The sequence below is a fragment of the Arthrobacter sp. 3Tela_A genome (assembly GCF_049311025.1).
Classification (GTDB): Bacteria; Actinomycetota; Actinomycetes; order Actinomycetales; family Micrococcaceae; genus Arthrobacter_B.
Genome location: NZ_JAXIOM010000052.1, coordinates 1 through 15,435, shown reverse-complemented (window position 1 = coordinate 15,435; position 15,435 = coordinate 1). Strand labels below are relative to the sequence as shown.

General features: G+C 65.7%; 15 protein-coding genes and 1 riboswitch. Of the genes, 6 read left to right on the top strand and 9 right to left on the bottom strand.

What is annotated here, in order from left to right:
* The first annotated feature begins 181 nt into the window (after nucleotides 1–181).
* Entirely contained in the window at nucleotides 182–661 is a 480-nt protein-coding gene (locus tag TVC13_RS14160) for a hypothetical protein (RefSeq protein ID WP_422401826.1), read from the top strand.
* On the opposite strand, the gene TVC13_RS14155 is transcribed toward TVC13_RS14160, so the two are convergent.
* Complete coding sequence (locus tag TVC13_RS14155; RefSeq protein ID WP_422401825.1) at nucleotides 565–939, bottom strand: hypothetical protein; 375 nt, start codon at nucleotides 937–939, stop codon at nucleotides 565–567. The genes TVC13_RS14160 and TVC13_RS14155 overlap by 97 nt on opposite strands.
* 93 nt (nucleotides 940–1,032) lie before the next feature.
* The gene (locus TVC13_RS14150; protein ID WP_422401824.1) at nucleotides 1,033–1,452 is read right to left on the bottom strand and encodes a hypothetical protein; all 420 of its coding nucleotides are present in this window, start codon (nucleotides 1,450–1,452) and stop codon (nucleotides 1,033–1,035) included.
* A gap of 125 nt (nucleotides 1,453–1,577) precedes the next feature.
* On the opposite strand from TVC13_RS14150, the gene TVC13_RS14145 reads away from it, so the two are divergent.
* A complete protein-coding gene (locus tag TVC13_RS14145) occupies nucleotides 1,578–2,876 on the top strand; it encodes an MFS transporter (RefSeq protein ID WP_422401823.1) in 1,299 nt (432 codons plus the stop codon).
* On the opposite strand, the gene TVC13_RS14140 is transcribed toward TVC13_RS14145, so the two are convergent.
* Complete coding sequence (locus TVC13_RS14140) at nucleotides 2,873–4,414, bottom strand: amino acid permease (RefSeq protein ID WP_422401822.1); 1,542 nt, start codon at nucleotides 4,412–4,414, stop codon at nucleotides 2,873–2,875. The genes TVC13_RS14145 and TVC13_RS14140 overlap by 4 nt on opposite strands.
* 187 nt (nucleotides 4,415–4,601) lie before the next feature.
* Nucleotides 4,602–5,627 carry a M14 family zinc carboxypeptidase gene (locus tag TVC13_RS14135; RefSeq protein ID WP_422401840.1) on the bottom strand — a complete coding sequence of 342 codons (1,026 nt, stop codon included), beginning with the start codon at nucleotides 5,625–5,627 and terminating at the stop codon, nucleotides 4,602–4,604.
* A gap of 233 nt (nucleotides 5,628–5,860) precedes the next feature.
* On the opposite strand from TVC13_RS14135, the gene TVC13_RS14130 reads away from it, so the two are divergent.
* On the top strand, nucleotides 5,861–7,387 hold the full coding sequence (locus TVC13_RS14130; protein ID WP_422401821.1) for an acetyl-CoA hydrolase/transferase family protein: 1,527 nt from the start codon (nucleotides 5,861–5,863) through the stop codon (nucleotides 7,385–7,387).
* A 135-nt stretch (nucleotides 7,388–7,522) separates the two neighbouring features.
* On the opposite strand, the gene TVC13_RS14125 is transcribed toward TVC13_RS14130, so the two are convergent.
* Both TVC13_RS14125 and TVC13_RS14120 read right to left on the bottom strand, forming a co-directional pair.
* Nucleotides 7,523–7,882 (bottom strand): DMT family transporter, encoded by a 360-nt coding sequence (locus TVC13_RS14125; protein ID WP_422401820.1) that lies wholly within the window; start codon nucleotides 7,880–7,882, stop codon nucleotides 7,523–7,525.
* A 2-nt stretch (nucleotides 7,883–7,884) separates the two neighbouring features.
* Nucleotides 7,885–8,199 (bottom strand): DMT family transporter, encoded by a 315-nt coding sequence (locus TVC13_RS14120; RefSeq protein WP_422401819.1) that lies wholly within the window; start codon nucleotides 8,197–8,199, stop codon nucleotides 7,885–7,887.
* A 10-nt stretch (nucleotides 8,200–8,209) separates the two neighbouring features.
* Nucleotides 8,210–8,277: riboswitch (guanidine-III (ykkC-III) riboswitch) on the bottom strand.
* A 348-nt stretch (nucleotides 8,278–8,625) separates the two neighbouring features.
* Between TVC13_RS14120 and TVC13_RS14115 the strand changes: the two genes are divergently transcribed.
* Genes TVC13_RS14115 through TVC13_RS14105 form a run of 3 tightly spaced genes read left to right on the top strand, consistent with a single transcriptional unit; the run spans nucleotide 8,626 to nucleotide 11,954 of the window.
* Nucleotides 8,626–9,573, top strand: a complete 948-nt coding sequence (locus tag TVC13_RS14115) for a nucleoside hydrolase (protein ID WP_422401818.1) — start codon at nucleotides 8,626–8,628, stop codon at nucleotides 9,571–9,573.
* A gap of 38 nt (nucleotides 9,574–9,611) precedes the next feature.
* Nucleotides 9,612–10,994, top strand: a complete 1,383-nt coding sequence (locus TVC13_RS14110; protein ID WP_422401839.1) for an MFS transporter — start codon at nucleotides 9,612–9,614, stop codon at nucleotides 10,992–10,994.
* 30 nt (nucleotides 10,995–11,024) lie between these two features.
* Complete coding sequence (locus TVC13_RS14105) at nucleotides 11,025–11,954, top strand: ribokinase (RefSeq protein ID WP_422401817.1); 930 nt, start codon at nucleotides 11,025–11,027, stop codon at nucleotides 11,952–11,954.
* A 70-nt stretch (nucleotides 11,955–12,024) separates the two neighbouring features.
* Here TVC13_RS14105 and TVC13_RS14100 read toward each other — a convergent pair whose 3' ends face one another.
* From TVC13_RS14100 to TVC13_RS14090, 3 genes are all read right to left on the bottom strand, one after another.
* Complete coding sequence (locus tag TVC13_RS14100) at nucleotides 12,025–13,806, bottom strand: BCCT family transporter (protein ID WP_422401816.1); 1,782 nt, start codon at nucleotides 13,804–13,806, stop codon at nucleotides 12,025–12,027.
* 134 nt (nucleotides 13,807–13,940) lie between these two features.
* The gene (locus tag TVC13_RS14095; RefSeq protein WP_422401815.1) at nucleotides 13,941–14,825 is read right to left on the bottom strand and encodes a class C sortase; all 885 of its coding nucleotides are present in this window, start codon (nucleotides 14,823–14,825) and stop codon (nucleotides 13,941–13,943) included.
* 102 nt (nucleotides 14,826–14,927) lie between these two features.
* Nucleotides 14,928–15,435, bottom strand: a 508-nt coding sequence (locus tag TVC13_RS14090) for a SpaH/EbpB family LPXTG-anchored major pilin (RefSeq protein WP_422401814.1), incomplete at its 5' end; no start/stop codon positions are given.

The window sequence follows — 15,435 nt, the reverse complement described above, 5'->3', positions numbered from 1 at the left end:
ATCAATAGGAGGTGGAGCATCAAGTGCGGGGGTCACTGTGGCCGGAAGCGCTTTTCGGCCGGTGCGGAATCAGCCTACGGCGCGGCAGCGGTCTGTGGCGTCATCCCTGAAGATGACTTTTCACATTCGGATCTCATACCGGAATTCCGGGCCAGGGCTGGCCGGAGAATAAGGTTGGAACATGTCTGTCCGTTCGCCTTCCGTTCCATCCTCCGCAGTGGCCCGGGCGTTTTGTGGCGTGATGGCGGGGGCGAGCATTCCGATGGCGCTGCTGGTGCCGCTCTGGATCACGGCGGGCCGGATGCTGGTTGGCGCCGACGGCCGGCTGGTGGCCGTCTTCGCCCTCACCGCCGGCCCGGTTCTGGCTGTGTTGATGCTGACCGCAGCCGTGAAGATCACCGCCGCTGCATCCACTCGCAGGCCGTTCGGGGCGCCGCTGAGAACTTCGCTGCTGCTGCTGGGGAACTACGTGCTGGCCGCAGCGTTCGGGTTCTTTGTGCCGGATTTCGGGTCGCCGGAGGCCGGTTCGGTATTCTCGGCCCTGGCCGGGCCGGACGTGCTTGGCTATTCCGCAGCCCTGGCCAACCCTTTCGGCATCGCCACACTGATGGTGACCGTGGCGGTGCTGGTCAGTGCCGTCCGCGGCTCCCGGGACGGATAGTAGAACTCGAAGTCGTCATACGGGTCCCGCCAGGCTGAGTCATCGCGTGCAATGCGCACGACGGCGGACGCCGGCACCCAGCGGTTGTGCGCCAGGCCGTCGTCGTCGATCCAGTGCAGCAGCACCTGGCTTCGCGTCCACGCCACTGCCTTGCCGTCCACCTGCAGCGCTTCGAAACGGCACCGCACATACGGTTCCTGCCGGTACGGGGCATGCGTGACACGGGGGCGGGGCGCCGAAGGGCGGCGGTCAGCGGCGGGCTGAGCGGTAAGTCTCATGTGCCTACTGTTGCCGACGGCACTGACACTGCGGACGTCCGGCCCTTCGGAGCGGGGCCGGAGAGGCCTGAACAGGGCCTCAGCGAGGGTGAGCTAGGAAGCCAGGTCCCGCCACTTTGCGGCCGCCTTGGTGCCCAGGGACGTGCTGCTGTCTTTGACCTTGCGGGGGATCATCCGGATGACCGGTGCCAGGTCGGAGCGCACGGAGCGGTGCGGCTGTTCGGCAGCGGCAGGTGCAGCCAGCGGGCTGGTTTTACCCGGGCGGTTCATCAGCAGGTAGGCCAAAGCGACGGGCAGGATCAGCAGGGAAACCAGCGCCAGGACCCCTACCGCGTACAGGGCCAGCATGGCGTAGAACGGCCGGTCGAACAGGGATGCCACAAAACCTGCGCTGCCGAAGAGCAGCCACAGCCACAGGACTCCCACCAGGCCCAGAACGGTGCGGGCACGGCGGAAGAGCATAACGGAGCGACGGCGTGCCGAAGGCTCGCTTGCCTGAGACTCAGTGCCCATTTGGTTCTCCCCCAGCTACATGGACCCAAGACAACGGACCCTATGGCTGATATTAGTCCCTTTTGGTGCGTAACTCTGGCATACACAGGCCACAATGGTCTGTGTCGTCCCAGGAGAGGAAAACCTTGCGCACCACCCCCGGCCCCGGCCTGTTGTTCGTGCTGGTCTGTGCCATGGCGGCCGGACCGGTCATGAATTACGGCATCTCCGCCACCAGCACGCTGATCATGGCGGATCTGGGCATCAGCGAAGGCCAGTTCGGCCTGCTCGCCGCCACCTGTTTCGCCAGCGCGGCACTGTCCTCAATGTCCCTGGGACAGCTGAGCGACCGGATCAGTGCCCGGTCCCAGATGCTGCTTATCTTCGGCGGCACAGCCCTGTCACTGGTCCTGATGGCCGTGTCCGGTAACTACGTGTGGCTGCTCGCCGCCGTCCTGCTCTCCGGGCCTGCCCAGGCGATTTCCAATCCCACCACCAACCGGATCATCATCCATGCCGTGCCCCCGGGCAAACGGCCAGGCTGGATGGGCATCAAACAGTCCGGTGTCCAGGCGAGCCAGCTCTTCTCCAGCCTGTTTTTCCCTGCCGCCGCGCTGCTCGCCGGCTGGCGCGGAGCGGCCATTGGCGCCGCGGTGGTGCTGGGCCTGCTGCTGGCCTATTCCTGGCACCGGTTGCCGGCCGAGCCCCGCAACAGCGCGCCAAAGCAGGCAAAGCGGCCACGTTCCGAACGCGGCTTCCCTGCCGCCGTCTGGCTGCTGGCCGCTTTTGCGCTCTTTTCCGGGGCAGGCATGCAGGCCACCAACGTCTACCTGCCGCTGTTTGCCCAGCGGGAGCTGGGGTTCTCCCTGCTGCTGGCGGGAGCTACCGCGGCCGCTGCCGGCGTCGTCGGGGTGGCCTCCCGGGTCCTCTGGGGCCGCCGCATGGCAGAAGGCGTCCGGGCGTCCACGCTGCTGCTGATTCTGGCGGCGGGGGCGATCTGCGGCGCCGGGCTGCTGCTGGCTGCCGGAGAGACCGGGATTCCGGGCCTTCTCTGGGCAGGAGTGCTGTTCCACGGAGCCTCGGTCCTGGGCGTGAACGTAGTGGTGATGGCAGGCGTCCTGCGCGAAGTGCCGAAGGAACGCGTCGGCGCGGCCTCCGGCGCTGTGTCGCTGGGCATGTACACCGGGTTCGCTTCCGGGCCGCTGGTAATGGGCCTGCTCCTGCAGTTCTCCGGAGGCTTCCTGGACGGCTGGATCTTCATCGGCTGCGCTTATCTGGTCTGTGTGCTGGTCGGGCTGGCCTACCGGCGGCTCGGGTCCGGGCGGCGGGGCGGCCGAGCTGCTTCCCGCAGTGCCTCCACCGCACCGGACGGCGATAGCCGGCAAGGCGGGCAAAAGCCTGCGGCCGGAACGCCGGAGCCGGCACAGCCGGATCAGCCAGCTTAGCCCGCGGCGCCCGGCTCCGGCTCCGGTGACGGCGGCGGTGTCCCCGTGCCGCCCGGCTCCGGCTCCGGTGACGGCGGCGGTGTCCCCGTGCCGTCCGTCTTCCGCTGGGCGTGCCGGGGGCTGTCCGGGTTCAGCAGCGAGTGCTTCCGGCTGTAGAACCAGTACACCGCCATCCCGATTAGCAGCCAGACGCCGAACCGCAGCCAGGTCTCCCAGTGCAGCTGCGCGATCAGGAAGGCGGAGGCCAGGACGCCGAACGCCGGTACCCACGGCATCAGCGGTACACGGAACTCCCGCGGCGCATCCGGCTGGGTCCGCCGCAGCACGATCACCGCAATGCAGACCACCACAAAGGCGGCCAGGATGCCGATGTTGGTCAGGTCCGCGACCGCCCGGATCGGGAAGAACCCGGCGAGCAGGGCGGAGACGCCGCCGGCTATCCAGGTCACCCGCTGCGGGGTGCCGTTGGAATCGGTGGCGGAAAACCACCGGGGAAGCAGTCCGTCCCGGCTCATTGAGAACCACACACGGGTCACACCCAGCAGGAAGGTCAGCATCACGGTCAGGATGGACAGCACGGCAAACGCGGAGATCACGGTGGCGATGACCGGCAGCCCCACGTTCTGGAACGCGGAGGCGAATCCCGCCGTCGGACTGATCTCGGTGTAGTTCTGCATCCCGGTGAGCACCAGCGTGGCGAGGATGTACAGCACCATCGCGATACCGAGGGAAAGCAGGATGGCCTTGGGCATATGCTTCTTGCCGTCCTTGGCCTCTTCCGCCGCGGTGGACATGGCGTCATAGCCAAACACCGCGAAGAACACCGTGGCGGCGCCGGTGAAGACCGCACCGAAGCCGTTGGGCAGGAACGGCGTGTAGTTGGACGTGTTGACGAAGAAAATGCCCAGCCCAATGATGAACAGGATCAGCAGGACCTTCAGGCCCACCGCCACCAGTTCGAAGCGGCCGAACGTCTTGGTGCCGCGGCTGAGGATAAACGTGATGAACAGGCACACCACGAGGGCCGGCAGGTTGACCAGCCCGCCTTCAATCACGTCCCCGGTGCCCTGCATCCACACCGGTACGTCCAGGCCGATTCCGGCCATGAACTCGGTGAAGTAGCCGGAAATGCCAATGGCGACGACGGCGACGATCGCCGTGTACTCCAGCAGCAGGTCCCAGCCAATGAACCAGCCGATGATCTCCCCAAGGGCTACGTACCCGTAGGTGTACGCGGACCCGGCGCGCGGAACCATCCCGGCGAACTCGGCGTAGGACAGTGCAGCCGCGGCGCTCGCCAGCCCCGCGATAAGAAAGGAAATCAGCACGGCCGGACCCACGCCCTCGGCGTCGGGCCCTCCGTTGGCGACCAGCCCGGCCAGGGTGAAAATACCGATGCCGATGATGCCGCCGACGCCGATGGCGGTCAGCTGCCAGAGCCCCAGGCTTTTGAAGAGTTTAGAACCGGAGGCTTCGTCTTCGGTTTCCTCGATGGGCTTGCGCCGGAAAACGGATGTTCCCTTGTCTGCCGCGGACATATTGGCTCCTTGGACATCATGGACGGTGGTGCTGCATGGAAGTATCTTCCCCGCACGCCCCCGTCGGAACCCCCTTCGCGTTTTTCCTGCCCGCAGCCCCGGAACCCGTTCAGTGCCGTCCAGCTGGAGAAGGTGCGGCCTCTGCGGACCGCACCTTCTCAGCTAGGAGCAGCCAGCCCCGCGGCGACTACTCGCTGGGGCGGGTGGTCTGCTCGGCGAGCGTGTCCCAGATGGAGGTATCTGTGGTTTCGATCGAACCGCTGGCGATGGCCCGTGCCGTGGCGTCGAGGGTGGTTACCGTCTGCTTGATCAGGTAGCCGTTGCTCTTCTGGCCCAGCACAGCGGAAGGATTGGTGTTGTCGGACATGCCGCGCATCTCGAACAGCAGGGTGGAAATGCCGTATTCAACCGCGATCCCGTTGCGGCTGATGGTTTCGGCGGATCCGCCCACGTAGCGGCCCAGATGGCCCCAGCCGGTGGGATCAATCGCGTTGAACACCACGGCGCCGAGCTGCTTGGAACCTTCCACAACCTCGGGGGAGGCGTTTGGCGTCGTCGGGTAGAGGATCGAGCCGGAGACCAGCTCGCCGTCGCGCTCGCTTTGGGTGCCCTGGTGGTGCAGATCGATCATGTAGTCGATGTCGTAGGCGCGCATCACGTTGTTGTGCAGTGCCTGGGTTTCGGGCTGGATCTTCGCGACATGGTCCCGGTTCAGGTCCGTTCCGGTGGCGTTGGCGCGGGTGAGGGTCCGGCCGCTGGCAATGTAGCCGTCCAGCGGGAAGTCGACGTCGCCCATGGCTCCGTCCGGGTTCAGCATCGGCACGATCAGGATGTTGACGCCGTCGAGCACGCCCTTGGTCTTGCCGGTGCCCAGGTGCTTCACGAATTCGAGGGCACCTTCGGTGGTGAGCTGCTCGTTGCCGTGCTGCTGGGTCAGGTACAGGATGGTGGGGTTGGACGGGTCGCTGATGTACTTCGCGAGGTACAGGTCCCGGCCCTTGACCGACTGCCCGATCACCTCCAGCTCCATTGCCGGCTGCTTGGCGTCCTGCTTCTTCAGCTCTGCCACCATTTCGTCATAGGTGCGCAGGATCGAGGTGTTGATGGTCTCGTTGCCGTTGTAGTTCGGGCCTTCGCCGACGGCGGCCGCGGGAACGGCGGTGCCTGCGGCGAGCAGGGCTGCAATCGAGAGTGCGGCGGCAGTTTTCGGAATCCTCACGGGGGTCTCTCCTCAGCTAGAGCGGGTGCGGTGAATGCAGTGAAGCCGGGCCGGATGGATGTGTCAATCGAGAAGCCCGGAGTCTGGTCTTTTCGGCATCGCTCGTATATAAGCCCACGTCAGGCAGCAAATCCTGCCGCAAGGGGAGGGGGTCCGGTGTCGCCCGAATGTGAGCTGCGGCTCAAGCGCGGATAGGGTGGTTTGATTCGTTCTCTGAAAGGCCAGTTATGCGTGACCGTATTTCCCACCCCGGACTCTCCGAACTCGTTGTCTCAGCCGAGCAGGCGGCAGCGATGATCAAACCGGGAATGACGGTCGCGATGAGCGGCTTCACAGGTGCCGGCTACCCGAAGGCCGTGCCGCAGGCGCTCGCCGCCCAGATGGAAGAAGCCCACGGGAGGGGCGAGGAATTCCAGATCAAAGTGCTGACCGGCGCCTCGACCGCTCCGGAGCTCGACGGCGTGCTGGCCAAGGCCGGCGGCATGGAACTGCGCCTGCCGTACCAGTCGGATCCCACGCTGCGGAAGCGGATCAACGACGGCGAACTCGAGTACATCGACATCCACCTGGGGCACGTGGCCCAGTACACCTGGTTCGGGTTCTACGGACACATCGACCTGGCTGTCATCGAGGTCGTCGGGATCAACGAGGACGGCAGCCTGATCCCGTCCTCCTCGGTGGGCAACAACAAAACGTGGATCGAGCAGGCGGACAAGATCATCCTCGAGGTCAACCGGCAGCAGCCCGCCGCGATGGACGGCATGCATGACGTCTACTACGGCACGGCCCTGCCCCCGCACCGCAAGCCGATCATGCTGGTCAACCCGGACGACCGGATCGGCGAACCCTACCTGCGTTTGGACCCGGAAAAGGTGATCGCCGTCGTCGAGACCGACGCCCCGGACCGGATGACGCCGTTCGCTGCACCGGATGAGACTTCGCAGATGATCGCCGGGCACCTGCTGGACTTCTTCGAATCCGAAATCAAGGCCGGGCGGCTCACCGACAAGCTGCTGCCGCTGCAGTCCGGCGTGGGCAACATTGCCAACGCCGTCCTGGCGGGACTTTCCGGCGCCGGATACACCGGACTCACCGCCTACACCGAGGTGATCCAGGACGGCATGCTGGAACTGATCCGCGACGGCGTGATCCGGGTGGCGTCGGCGACTTCCTTCTCGCTGAGCCCGGCAGGCATCGAGGAGTTCAACTCCAACATCGAGTTCTACCGCAAGCGGATCATCCTGCGGACCCAGGAGATCTCAAACCATCCCGAGCTGATCCGCCGGCTCGGCTGCATCGCCATGAACGGCATGATCGAAGCGGACATCTACGGCAACGTGAACTCCACTCACGTGGGCGGCACGGCCATGATGAACGGCATCGGCGGCTCCGGGGACTTTGCCCGCAACGGCTTCCTCTCCGCGTTTATGTCCCCCAGCACGGCCAAGGGCGGCCGCATCTCCGGGATCGTGCCGATGGCCAGCCACGTGGACCACACCGAGCATGACACCATGCTCATCATCACCGAACGCGGCCTGGCGGACCTGCGCGGCCTGTCCCCGAAGCAGCGGGCGCGGACGATCATAGAGAAGTGCGCGCACCCGGACTTCCAGCCGCTGCTGCAGGACTACTTTGACCGGGCCAGCCGGGACTCGGTGGGCAAGCACACCCCGCACCTGCTGGATGAGTCACTGGCGTTCCACCAGCGGTTCGTGGAGACCGGCACCAGCCTGCCCGAAGCTGCGCGCAGCTAACTGGCCTTTCGTGGCGGCCGGGCTGCCGGGCCTTCCTCCGTTTCGGGACATCCCTGCCACTTTGGGACATTCCTGCCATGGCGCCGCGCAGGAATGTCCCAAACCGGAAGGGATGTCCCAACGTGCAGTCCCGGATCAGGAGTCGGCTGACTTTCCGGCCGGTTCGGAAACAGATGCAGGCTTGTCCACGAACTTCAGGCCGATCACGCAGCCGATAATGCCGGCCAGGAAGAGCACCTTCAGCACACCGGGTTCCTCGGTGCCGGTGAACATGGCCCAGGCTACTGTCAGCACGGCACCCAGCCCGGTCCAGACTGCGTAGGCGGTGCTGATCGGGATGGATTTCATGGCGTAGCCGAGGCCGCCCATGGACAGGGCTGCGGCCACGGCAAAGATGATCGACGGCGCCAGGACGGTAAACCCGTTGGAGGCCTCCAGGGCAGTGGCCCAGACGGCTTCAAGGACGGCGCTGAGCAGAAGGATGATCCATGCCATGGCTAGGCCACCAGCTTCAGGCCGATGACGCAGCCGACGATTCCCATCAGCAGCACCACCTTGATCACAGTGGCTTTCTCGCCGCCGAACACCATGGCGTAGCCGGCCGTCAGCACGGCGCCGATGCCCACCCACACGGCGTAGGCGGTGCCCACGGGAATGCTGAGCATCGCCCAGGCGAGCCCAGCCATGCTGGCCGCGAGTGCCACGGCAAAAACAATGGTGGGAACGGGTTTCCTGAAGTTGTTCGACTTCCCCAGAGCTGTAGCCCAAACGGCTTCAAGCATTCCGGAGGCGATGAGGACAACCCATGACATGGCTAGCTCCTTTGGCCAGTCTTGTCGCGTGCCGGGTACTGAACCGTCGTCCGGGGGCCGGAGTGTTCACGGCCCTGCCACCTAAGGTAGCAAATCCGCAGGTTCCGTGCCGCGGACCCCGTCACAGAGGGCAGCAGGCAAAGGATAGGCACCCGGCGGCAGAGGGCCAAATTGGCTTCCGGTGAGCTCCAGCCCGGAGTCCGGCGGCGGTAAAAGAGCCTCCCGCGCGCCGATATCGTTAATTCCGGTGCCTGCCCAAAACGGGCCTTCGATGCTGCAGGATTCTCCCCTTGAAACGACTCCGGCAGCACCAAGACACACCCGACAGCCGGCTGACTGCACGCAAGACATGGCGCTGCCGGGGCGGGACACTGCGGCGCCGGGACGCGTGCCCGGAGCTTGGAACCTCAACGAAGCGGAGATGCAATGCCCCACAAAATCATCCTGGACTGCGATCCTGGCCACGATGATGCGGTCGCCCTGCTGCTGGCACACGGCAGCCCGGAGATCGACCTCCTAGCGGTGACCACCGTCGTCGGAAACCAGACCCTTGAGAAGGTGACACGCAACGCATTGGCGATTGCCCGTGTCGCAAATATCACAGGTGTCCCCTTCGCTGCCGGCTGTGACCGGCCCCTGGTCCGCACCATCGAAAACGCGCCGGACATCCACGGCGAGTCCGGGATGGACGGCCCCGAGCTGCCCGAGCCCACCGTGGAACTGGACCCGCGCCACGCCGTAGACCTCATCATCGACACCGTGATGGCCCACGAGCCGGGTACCGTCACCCTGGTTCCCACCGGCGGACTGACCAACATCGCCCTGGCCGTGCGCAAGGAACCGCGCCTGGCCGAGCGGGTGAAGGAAGTCGTCCTGATGGGCGGCGGCTACCACGTGGGCAACTGGTCCGCCGTGGCCGAGTTCAACATCAAGATCGACCCCGAAGCAGCCCACATCGTGTTCAACGAAAAGTGGCCGCTGACCATGGTGGGACTGGACCTGACCCACCAGGCGCTGGCAACTGACGAGGTAGCCGAGCGCATCGCTGCGGTGGGCACCAAACCTGCCAAGTTCGTCGGCGAACTGCTGGAGTTCTTCGGCCACACCTACAAGGACGCCCAGGGCTTCGACTTCCCGCCTGTGCACGATCCCTGTGCCGTCGCCTACGTGATCGACCCGTCCGTCATGACCACCCAGCGCGTACCGCTGGACGTCGAGCTGACCGGCACTCTCACCCTGGGCATGACCGTGGCCGATTTCCGCGCCCCGGCCCCGGCTGACTGCAACACCTCCGTCGCCATGAAACTGGACCAGGACAAGTTCTGGGGCCTTGTGGTGGACGCCCTTGAGCGCATTGGGGAGGTAGACCTGTGAGTGAGACCACCCGCCGCACCGTAAATGTCGGTGCCCTCATGGCAGCGCTGCTGGCCGCCTGTGTGGCGTTCCAGCTCAACGCCTCCATGCTTTCACCGGCACTCGTCACCATCGAAGAGGAACTCAACACCACCTCTGCCGCCGTCGGCCTGACCCAGACGGCGTTCTTCACCGCCGCCGCGCTCTTCTCACTGTTCCTGCCGCGCCTGGGCGACATCATCGGCCGCAAGAAGGTCCTGACCGGAATGCTGGTGGTCCTGACCATCGGTTCCGTCGTTGCAGCGCTGGCCCCGAGCATCGAGGTCCTCTTCATCGCCCGGCTCATCCAGGGCGTCTCCGGCCCCGTGGTCCCGCTGACCCTGATCATGCTGCGCGTGGAGATCCGCGACGCGAAGCTCTACGGCACGCTGATGGGTGTCATCACCGCAGTTAACGGCGGCATTGCCGGCGTCGACGCCATTGCCGGAGGCTACCTGGCGCAGAACCACGGCTTCGCCTCCGTCTTCTGGGCCATGGCCGCCGTTGGCGCCGTCGCCACCGGGCTGCTCCTCTTCCTGGCACCGGAATCACGGGCCGAGAAGAAGGAAAAGATGGACTGGATCGGCGTCATTCCCCTGGTCATCTCCGTGGGCACTCTGCTCACCGCGTTCAACGAGGCGGGCAAGCTTGCCGATGCCAACTGGCCGCTGGTGATCGGTCTGATCGTCGTTGCCGTGGCGGCCTTCGCCGTGTTCTGGAAGGTGGAGAACCGCACCGAACAGCCGCTGGTTGCCACTTACCACCTCAAGCAGCGCTCCACCTGGGCACTGCTGCTGACCACCCTGCTGACCATGACCGGCGTCTTTGCCGTTATGAACGGCATCCTGCCCGCCCTGGCGCAGGACGGTGTGATCGGCTTCGGCATGGGTGCTGAGGAATCCGCCTGGTGGACCCTCACGCCGTACGCCCTTGCCGGCCTGATTGTCGGACCCATCGCCGGCCGCCTGGCTGCAACCTGGGGCTACGGCAAGGTGCTGCGCATTGGCATGATCGGCTCCGTCATTGGCCTGACCCTGGTGCTCCTGGTGGTCGGCAGCGACTCAAAGCTGGGCCTGCTGGGCGTGTCCCTGCTGATCGGCGTCACCTACGCCGGCATTGGCAACATCATGCTCAACGGTCTGGGCATTGTGCTCTCGCCCAAGGAGAACCCCGGTTTCCTGCCTGGCCTGAACGCGGGTGCGTTCAATCTGGGTGCCGGCCTGAGCTTCGCCGTCATCTATGCGGTGAAGACGGCCACCACGCCGGCCGACGGCGGTGCCGGAGGCTACTACGGCGGTATTGTTGCCGGTCTGGTCATCCTGGTGCTGGCTCTGGCCGCGTCCTTCCTCATCCCCAAACCGGTTGCCGCCGAAGTGTCAGCCGACGCACCGGCTGACCGCTGAGCGCCGGCCCGTTTCCAAGGAGAATCCCGCATGCCTGCAGGAAAAGTCGTAGTTGTAGGGTCGCTCAACGCGGACCTCACCGTCCGCACTGACCGCTTCCCCTCACCGGGAGAAACCCTCAACGGGTCCGAACTGGTGATTGTTCCGGGCGGCAAGAGCGCCAACCAGGCCGCTGCCGCAGCGATTCTGGGTGCAGACGTACGCCTGTTCGGTGCCGTGGGCGCCGACGGGAACGGGGACCTGCTGCTTGAGGCGGCTGCCGCAGCCGGCGTGGACGCCTCCCGCGTGCTGCGCCGCACCGGCACCGCCACCGGCACGGCCATGATCGTGGTGGACGCGGCCGGGGAAAATACCATCATCGTTTCCCCGGGCGCCAATGGAACTGTCACCGGGGGTGAACTGCCGGCGGACCTGTTCGACGGCGCCGCCGTGCTCACCCTGAGCCTGGAGGTTCCGCTGGAAGCGGTCATCGCTGCGGCGCAGGCAGGGCACGACGCCGCTGCGCAGGTGCTGCTGAATCTCTCCCCGTACCGGGAGGTTCCGTCGGAGCTGCTTGAGCTGACCGATGTCCTGCTGCTGAACGCGCATGAGGCGGCACTGGTGACCGGTCTGGCTGATCCGGCGGCAGACTGGGAAGCGGTCATCGCTGCCCTCGCTGCACTGGGCGTGCGCCGGACCATCATCACCCTGGGCGGGGACGGCGCCGTCGTACTGGACGGAACCGCAGCAGGGGACGCGCGTGTGGTAGCTATTGCTCCCACGAAGGTGACCGCTGTGGACACCACCGGCTGCGGTGACGCCTTTACGGCTGCCACGGCGGCCCGGCTCGCTGCCGGGGAGTCTTTGGCCGAAGCGGCCCGGTTTGCTGCCCGCGCCGGTGCGCTGGCTGCCACCCGTGAGGGCGCGCAGTCCTCCTATCCGGTGCTGCGGGACCTGCTGGAGCAGGACGCCCTGAACTAGACCCGAACAGGCACGCAAAAGGCCCCGCACAAACCGGTGCGGGGCCTTTTGCGTGTCGCCGGGAAAGCAGCTAGGACCTTCGATCCTTTTGGTCCGCTGACCGCCGGCGGAACTGCTTCTTGACGGCAGCATCCACCTGGCCGGCCATCTGGTCTTCGTACTGTTCCTGCATGCTGTCCTGGACCTGCTCCGTCACGTGGGCGGTCAGCTGGTCGCGGGCCAGCTTCCGCTGCGCCTTCATCAGGTTATTGTGCTCCTGGTGGAAGGCCTTGGCCGTGGCAACGCACATCAGCAGGATCACCACGCTGAACGGCACGGCGGTCAGGATAGCCGCTGTCTGGATTGCTTCCAGGCCGTTGGCGAGCAGCAGGGCAATGGCCACCGCCGCGGCGGACAGGGCCCAGAAGATCCGGATCCAGTTCTTCGGTTCCACGTCGCCGCCTGTGGAGAGCATGCCGGTGACCAGGGCACCGGAGTCGGCTGAGGTGATGAAGAAGATGGCGATTAGTACGATCGCGCCGATCGTCAGCGCCGTGCCACCAGGCAGGCCGCCCAGCATGCCAAAGAGCGAGCCTTCCGTATCCACCGTGCCGTCGGCGCCCACCAGGCCGCCGTCGCCGAAGAGCTCACGGTGGATGGCGGTGCCGCCCAGCACGGAGAACCAGAGGAACCCGACGATGCTGGGAACCAGCAGGACGCCGGCAACGAACTGCCGGACGGTGCGTCCCTTGGACACACGCGCAATGAAGATGCCTACGAACGGTGCCCAGGAAATCCACCAGCCCCAGTAGAAGGTGGTCCAGGCGGCCTGCCAGGCCTCGCCCTCGGTGCCTGAGAAGGCCAGCGTGTTGAAGGTCAGGCCAATCACGTTCTGCAGGTAGTTGCCGATCGACTGCACGAATTCGCGCAGCAGGAACAGGGTTGGCCCGGCGAACAGAACGAACATCAGCAGCAGCCCGGCCAGCGCCAGGTTGATGTTGGAGAGCCACTTCATGCCCTTGCCCACGCCGGAGATCAGGGAAGCGATGGTGAGGGTTGTGATGCCGAGGATCAGCCCGACCTGCGTCATCCGGGTGGCCTGCATGATGTTCGCTTCTTCGAGGCCGGCAGAGATCTGCAGGACGCCCAGGCCGAGGGAGGTGGCCACGCCGAAGAGGGTGCCGACAAGGGCAACAACGTCGATCAGGTTGCCCCAGCCGCCGGAGACCCGGCGCGTGCCCAGCAGCGGTTCCAGGGTCCAGCGGATGGAGATCGGACGGCCGCGGCGGTGGACGGCGTAGGCAATAGAGACGCCGACGACGACGTAGATCGCCCAGGCATGCAGGCCCCAGTGCAGGTAGGTCTGGGTCAGCGCCTGCTGGGCCAGCTGGATCGGTGTGCCCTCAACTCCGGGACGCGGCGCTGCGAAGTGGTTCAGCGGTTCGGCGACGCCGAAGAACACCAGGCCAATGCCCATGCCTGCAGCGAAGAGCAGGGAGAACCAGGACCGGAGGGAAAACTCCGGCTCGTCCTCGTCCTTGCCCAGTTTGATGTCTCCGTAGCGGCTTAGGCCGATCCACAGGGCGAACACGACAAAGATGGCGATGGCAGCGACGTAGTACCAGCCGAACCATCGGATGACGTTGGCCTGGACGGAGTTGAACATTTCTGTTGCCGTCCCGGGAAACAGGATTGCGAAAGCCGCAAACACCACAATGATGCTGGCGGCCGGCCAGAACACCCAGCGGGCGATTCCGTTGCCAGCCCGAGCCGTGCCCGCAGGGGGTTCCCGGTCCACCTCGTTGGGAGACTCGTTCCCTGTCATGATCGTTTTGGTGTCTTCTCCGGTACCAGCGCCTTGTGTGGCGGTCATTCCCAGTTGCTCCTCCCGCGCTTTTTGCCAAGCGCTTCAGACTATTTCTGGCGGATGCTCTTGCTGCGGCGACTTGCACCGTCTATAAGCCTACTGAGTTACTGCTGGGTGCTGAAACCGGAAGTTTCGGTTTACTAGGAAATACGTTTCCGGCGGGTGAGGTGAATCGCGGCTCCGGCGGCCGCCGGGACACCCAGAGCCCACCATGGGAAACCGGGGTCCACAGTCCCGGAGCCCACCTCAACGTCGCTCTTTTCGGTTGTGGGAGGGGACTCGATGCGCTCGCCGCGGACCAGGAGGCGGTGGGAATTTACGCCGATTGGGGTGCAGGTCACCAGCGTCATCAGGTCCTTGCCCGGCTCCGGACGCAAGGCCAGCGTGTCCGCGGGTTCCACGGCTGTAATCCGGTCAACGCGGTAGCGCACCTGCTCATCCAGGACCGTGACCGAGAAGGTGTCGCCTTCGACGAGTTTCTCCAAATCGGTGAACAGCGTGGCATCCACCAATCCCGAGTGGGTAGTGAGCACACTGTGCGTGCCGGTTCCGCCCACCGGAAGCGCAGAACCGAACAGATGCCCCACTCCCTGGGACAGGGTTTCTTCGTCCGTTCCGTGGAAGACCGGAAGGTCGACGCCGATTGCCGGGATCTGCACACGCGCCATGACCCCGCCGGGCAGGCCGCCCAGCACATCACGGTAGGTCTGGGCACCACCGCCCACCGCGCTGGACGTTCCGTCGGATTCCAGGGTGTAGGGGTCGCGCAGCGGCCCCCCTGGAAGGTTGGCGTTGTAGGTGCGCGCCTCGGCCAGCATCTGTGCCCGTGCGGCTTCGGGCAGGCCCCGGGTCTCGTGGACGTAGGCATTGATCTGATGGGCATGGCTCCGGTCGGAGAACCAGGCTGCAGCGTTCGGATACAGCAGCACGGCAACGCCCAGGGCGGTAACGGCCACGGTCAGCAGCCGGCGCAGATCCCAGTGCCGGGTCCGGCGGCGGGCGGCACGCCTGCTTGTAGGTTCCATGACTGATCCTTCGTTGTCCCCGCTGGCAGTAGTTGTTTCAAACCAAAAACGACCAGGCCGGGGAGGGACGCCCTGCATCCTCCCCGGCCTGCCGTTATGCCGTTAGTTCCTGGCGCGGCGGCGCGAGTTCAGGAGCAGGACGACGGCTCCGCCAACCAGCAGGGCGCCGGCGGCGTAGAGCAGCGCGGTGCCGCTGCCGCCCGTCAGCGGCAGTTCGAAGCCGCCGTTGAAGGGAACGTTTTCCACCTGCAGGTCGATCCCGGCAGCCGTGGTGGCCGCGGTGACGGTGAATTCAATCGGCTGGGCCAGCAGTTCGTAACCGGCCGGAGCCTGGACCTCAACCAGGTAGTACTTCTGGAAGGCGGCGGCGTCGGTGATCTCCTGGCCGTTGGCCCAGTTCGAGTAGCGGAGCCCGGAGAGGGTCATGGTGCCGTCCGCGGCCGTGGTGAAAACTGTCTCGCCGCCCAGGGGAATCGGGTTGGTCCCTGCGACCGCGTCGGCCTGGCTGGCGAAGACGGAGAACTGCGCACCTGCCAGCGCCGCGCCGGCGTCGTCGGTCTTCTGCACGGTCAGCCCGCCCCATTTGGTGGTGACGGTGGGGGAGGGGGTG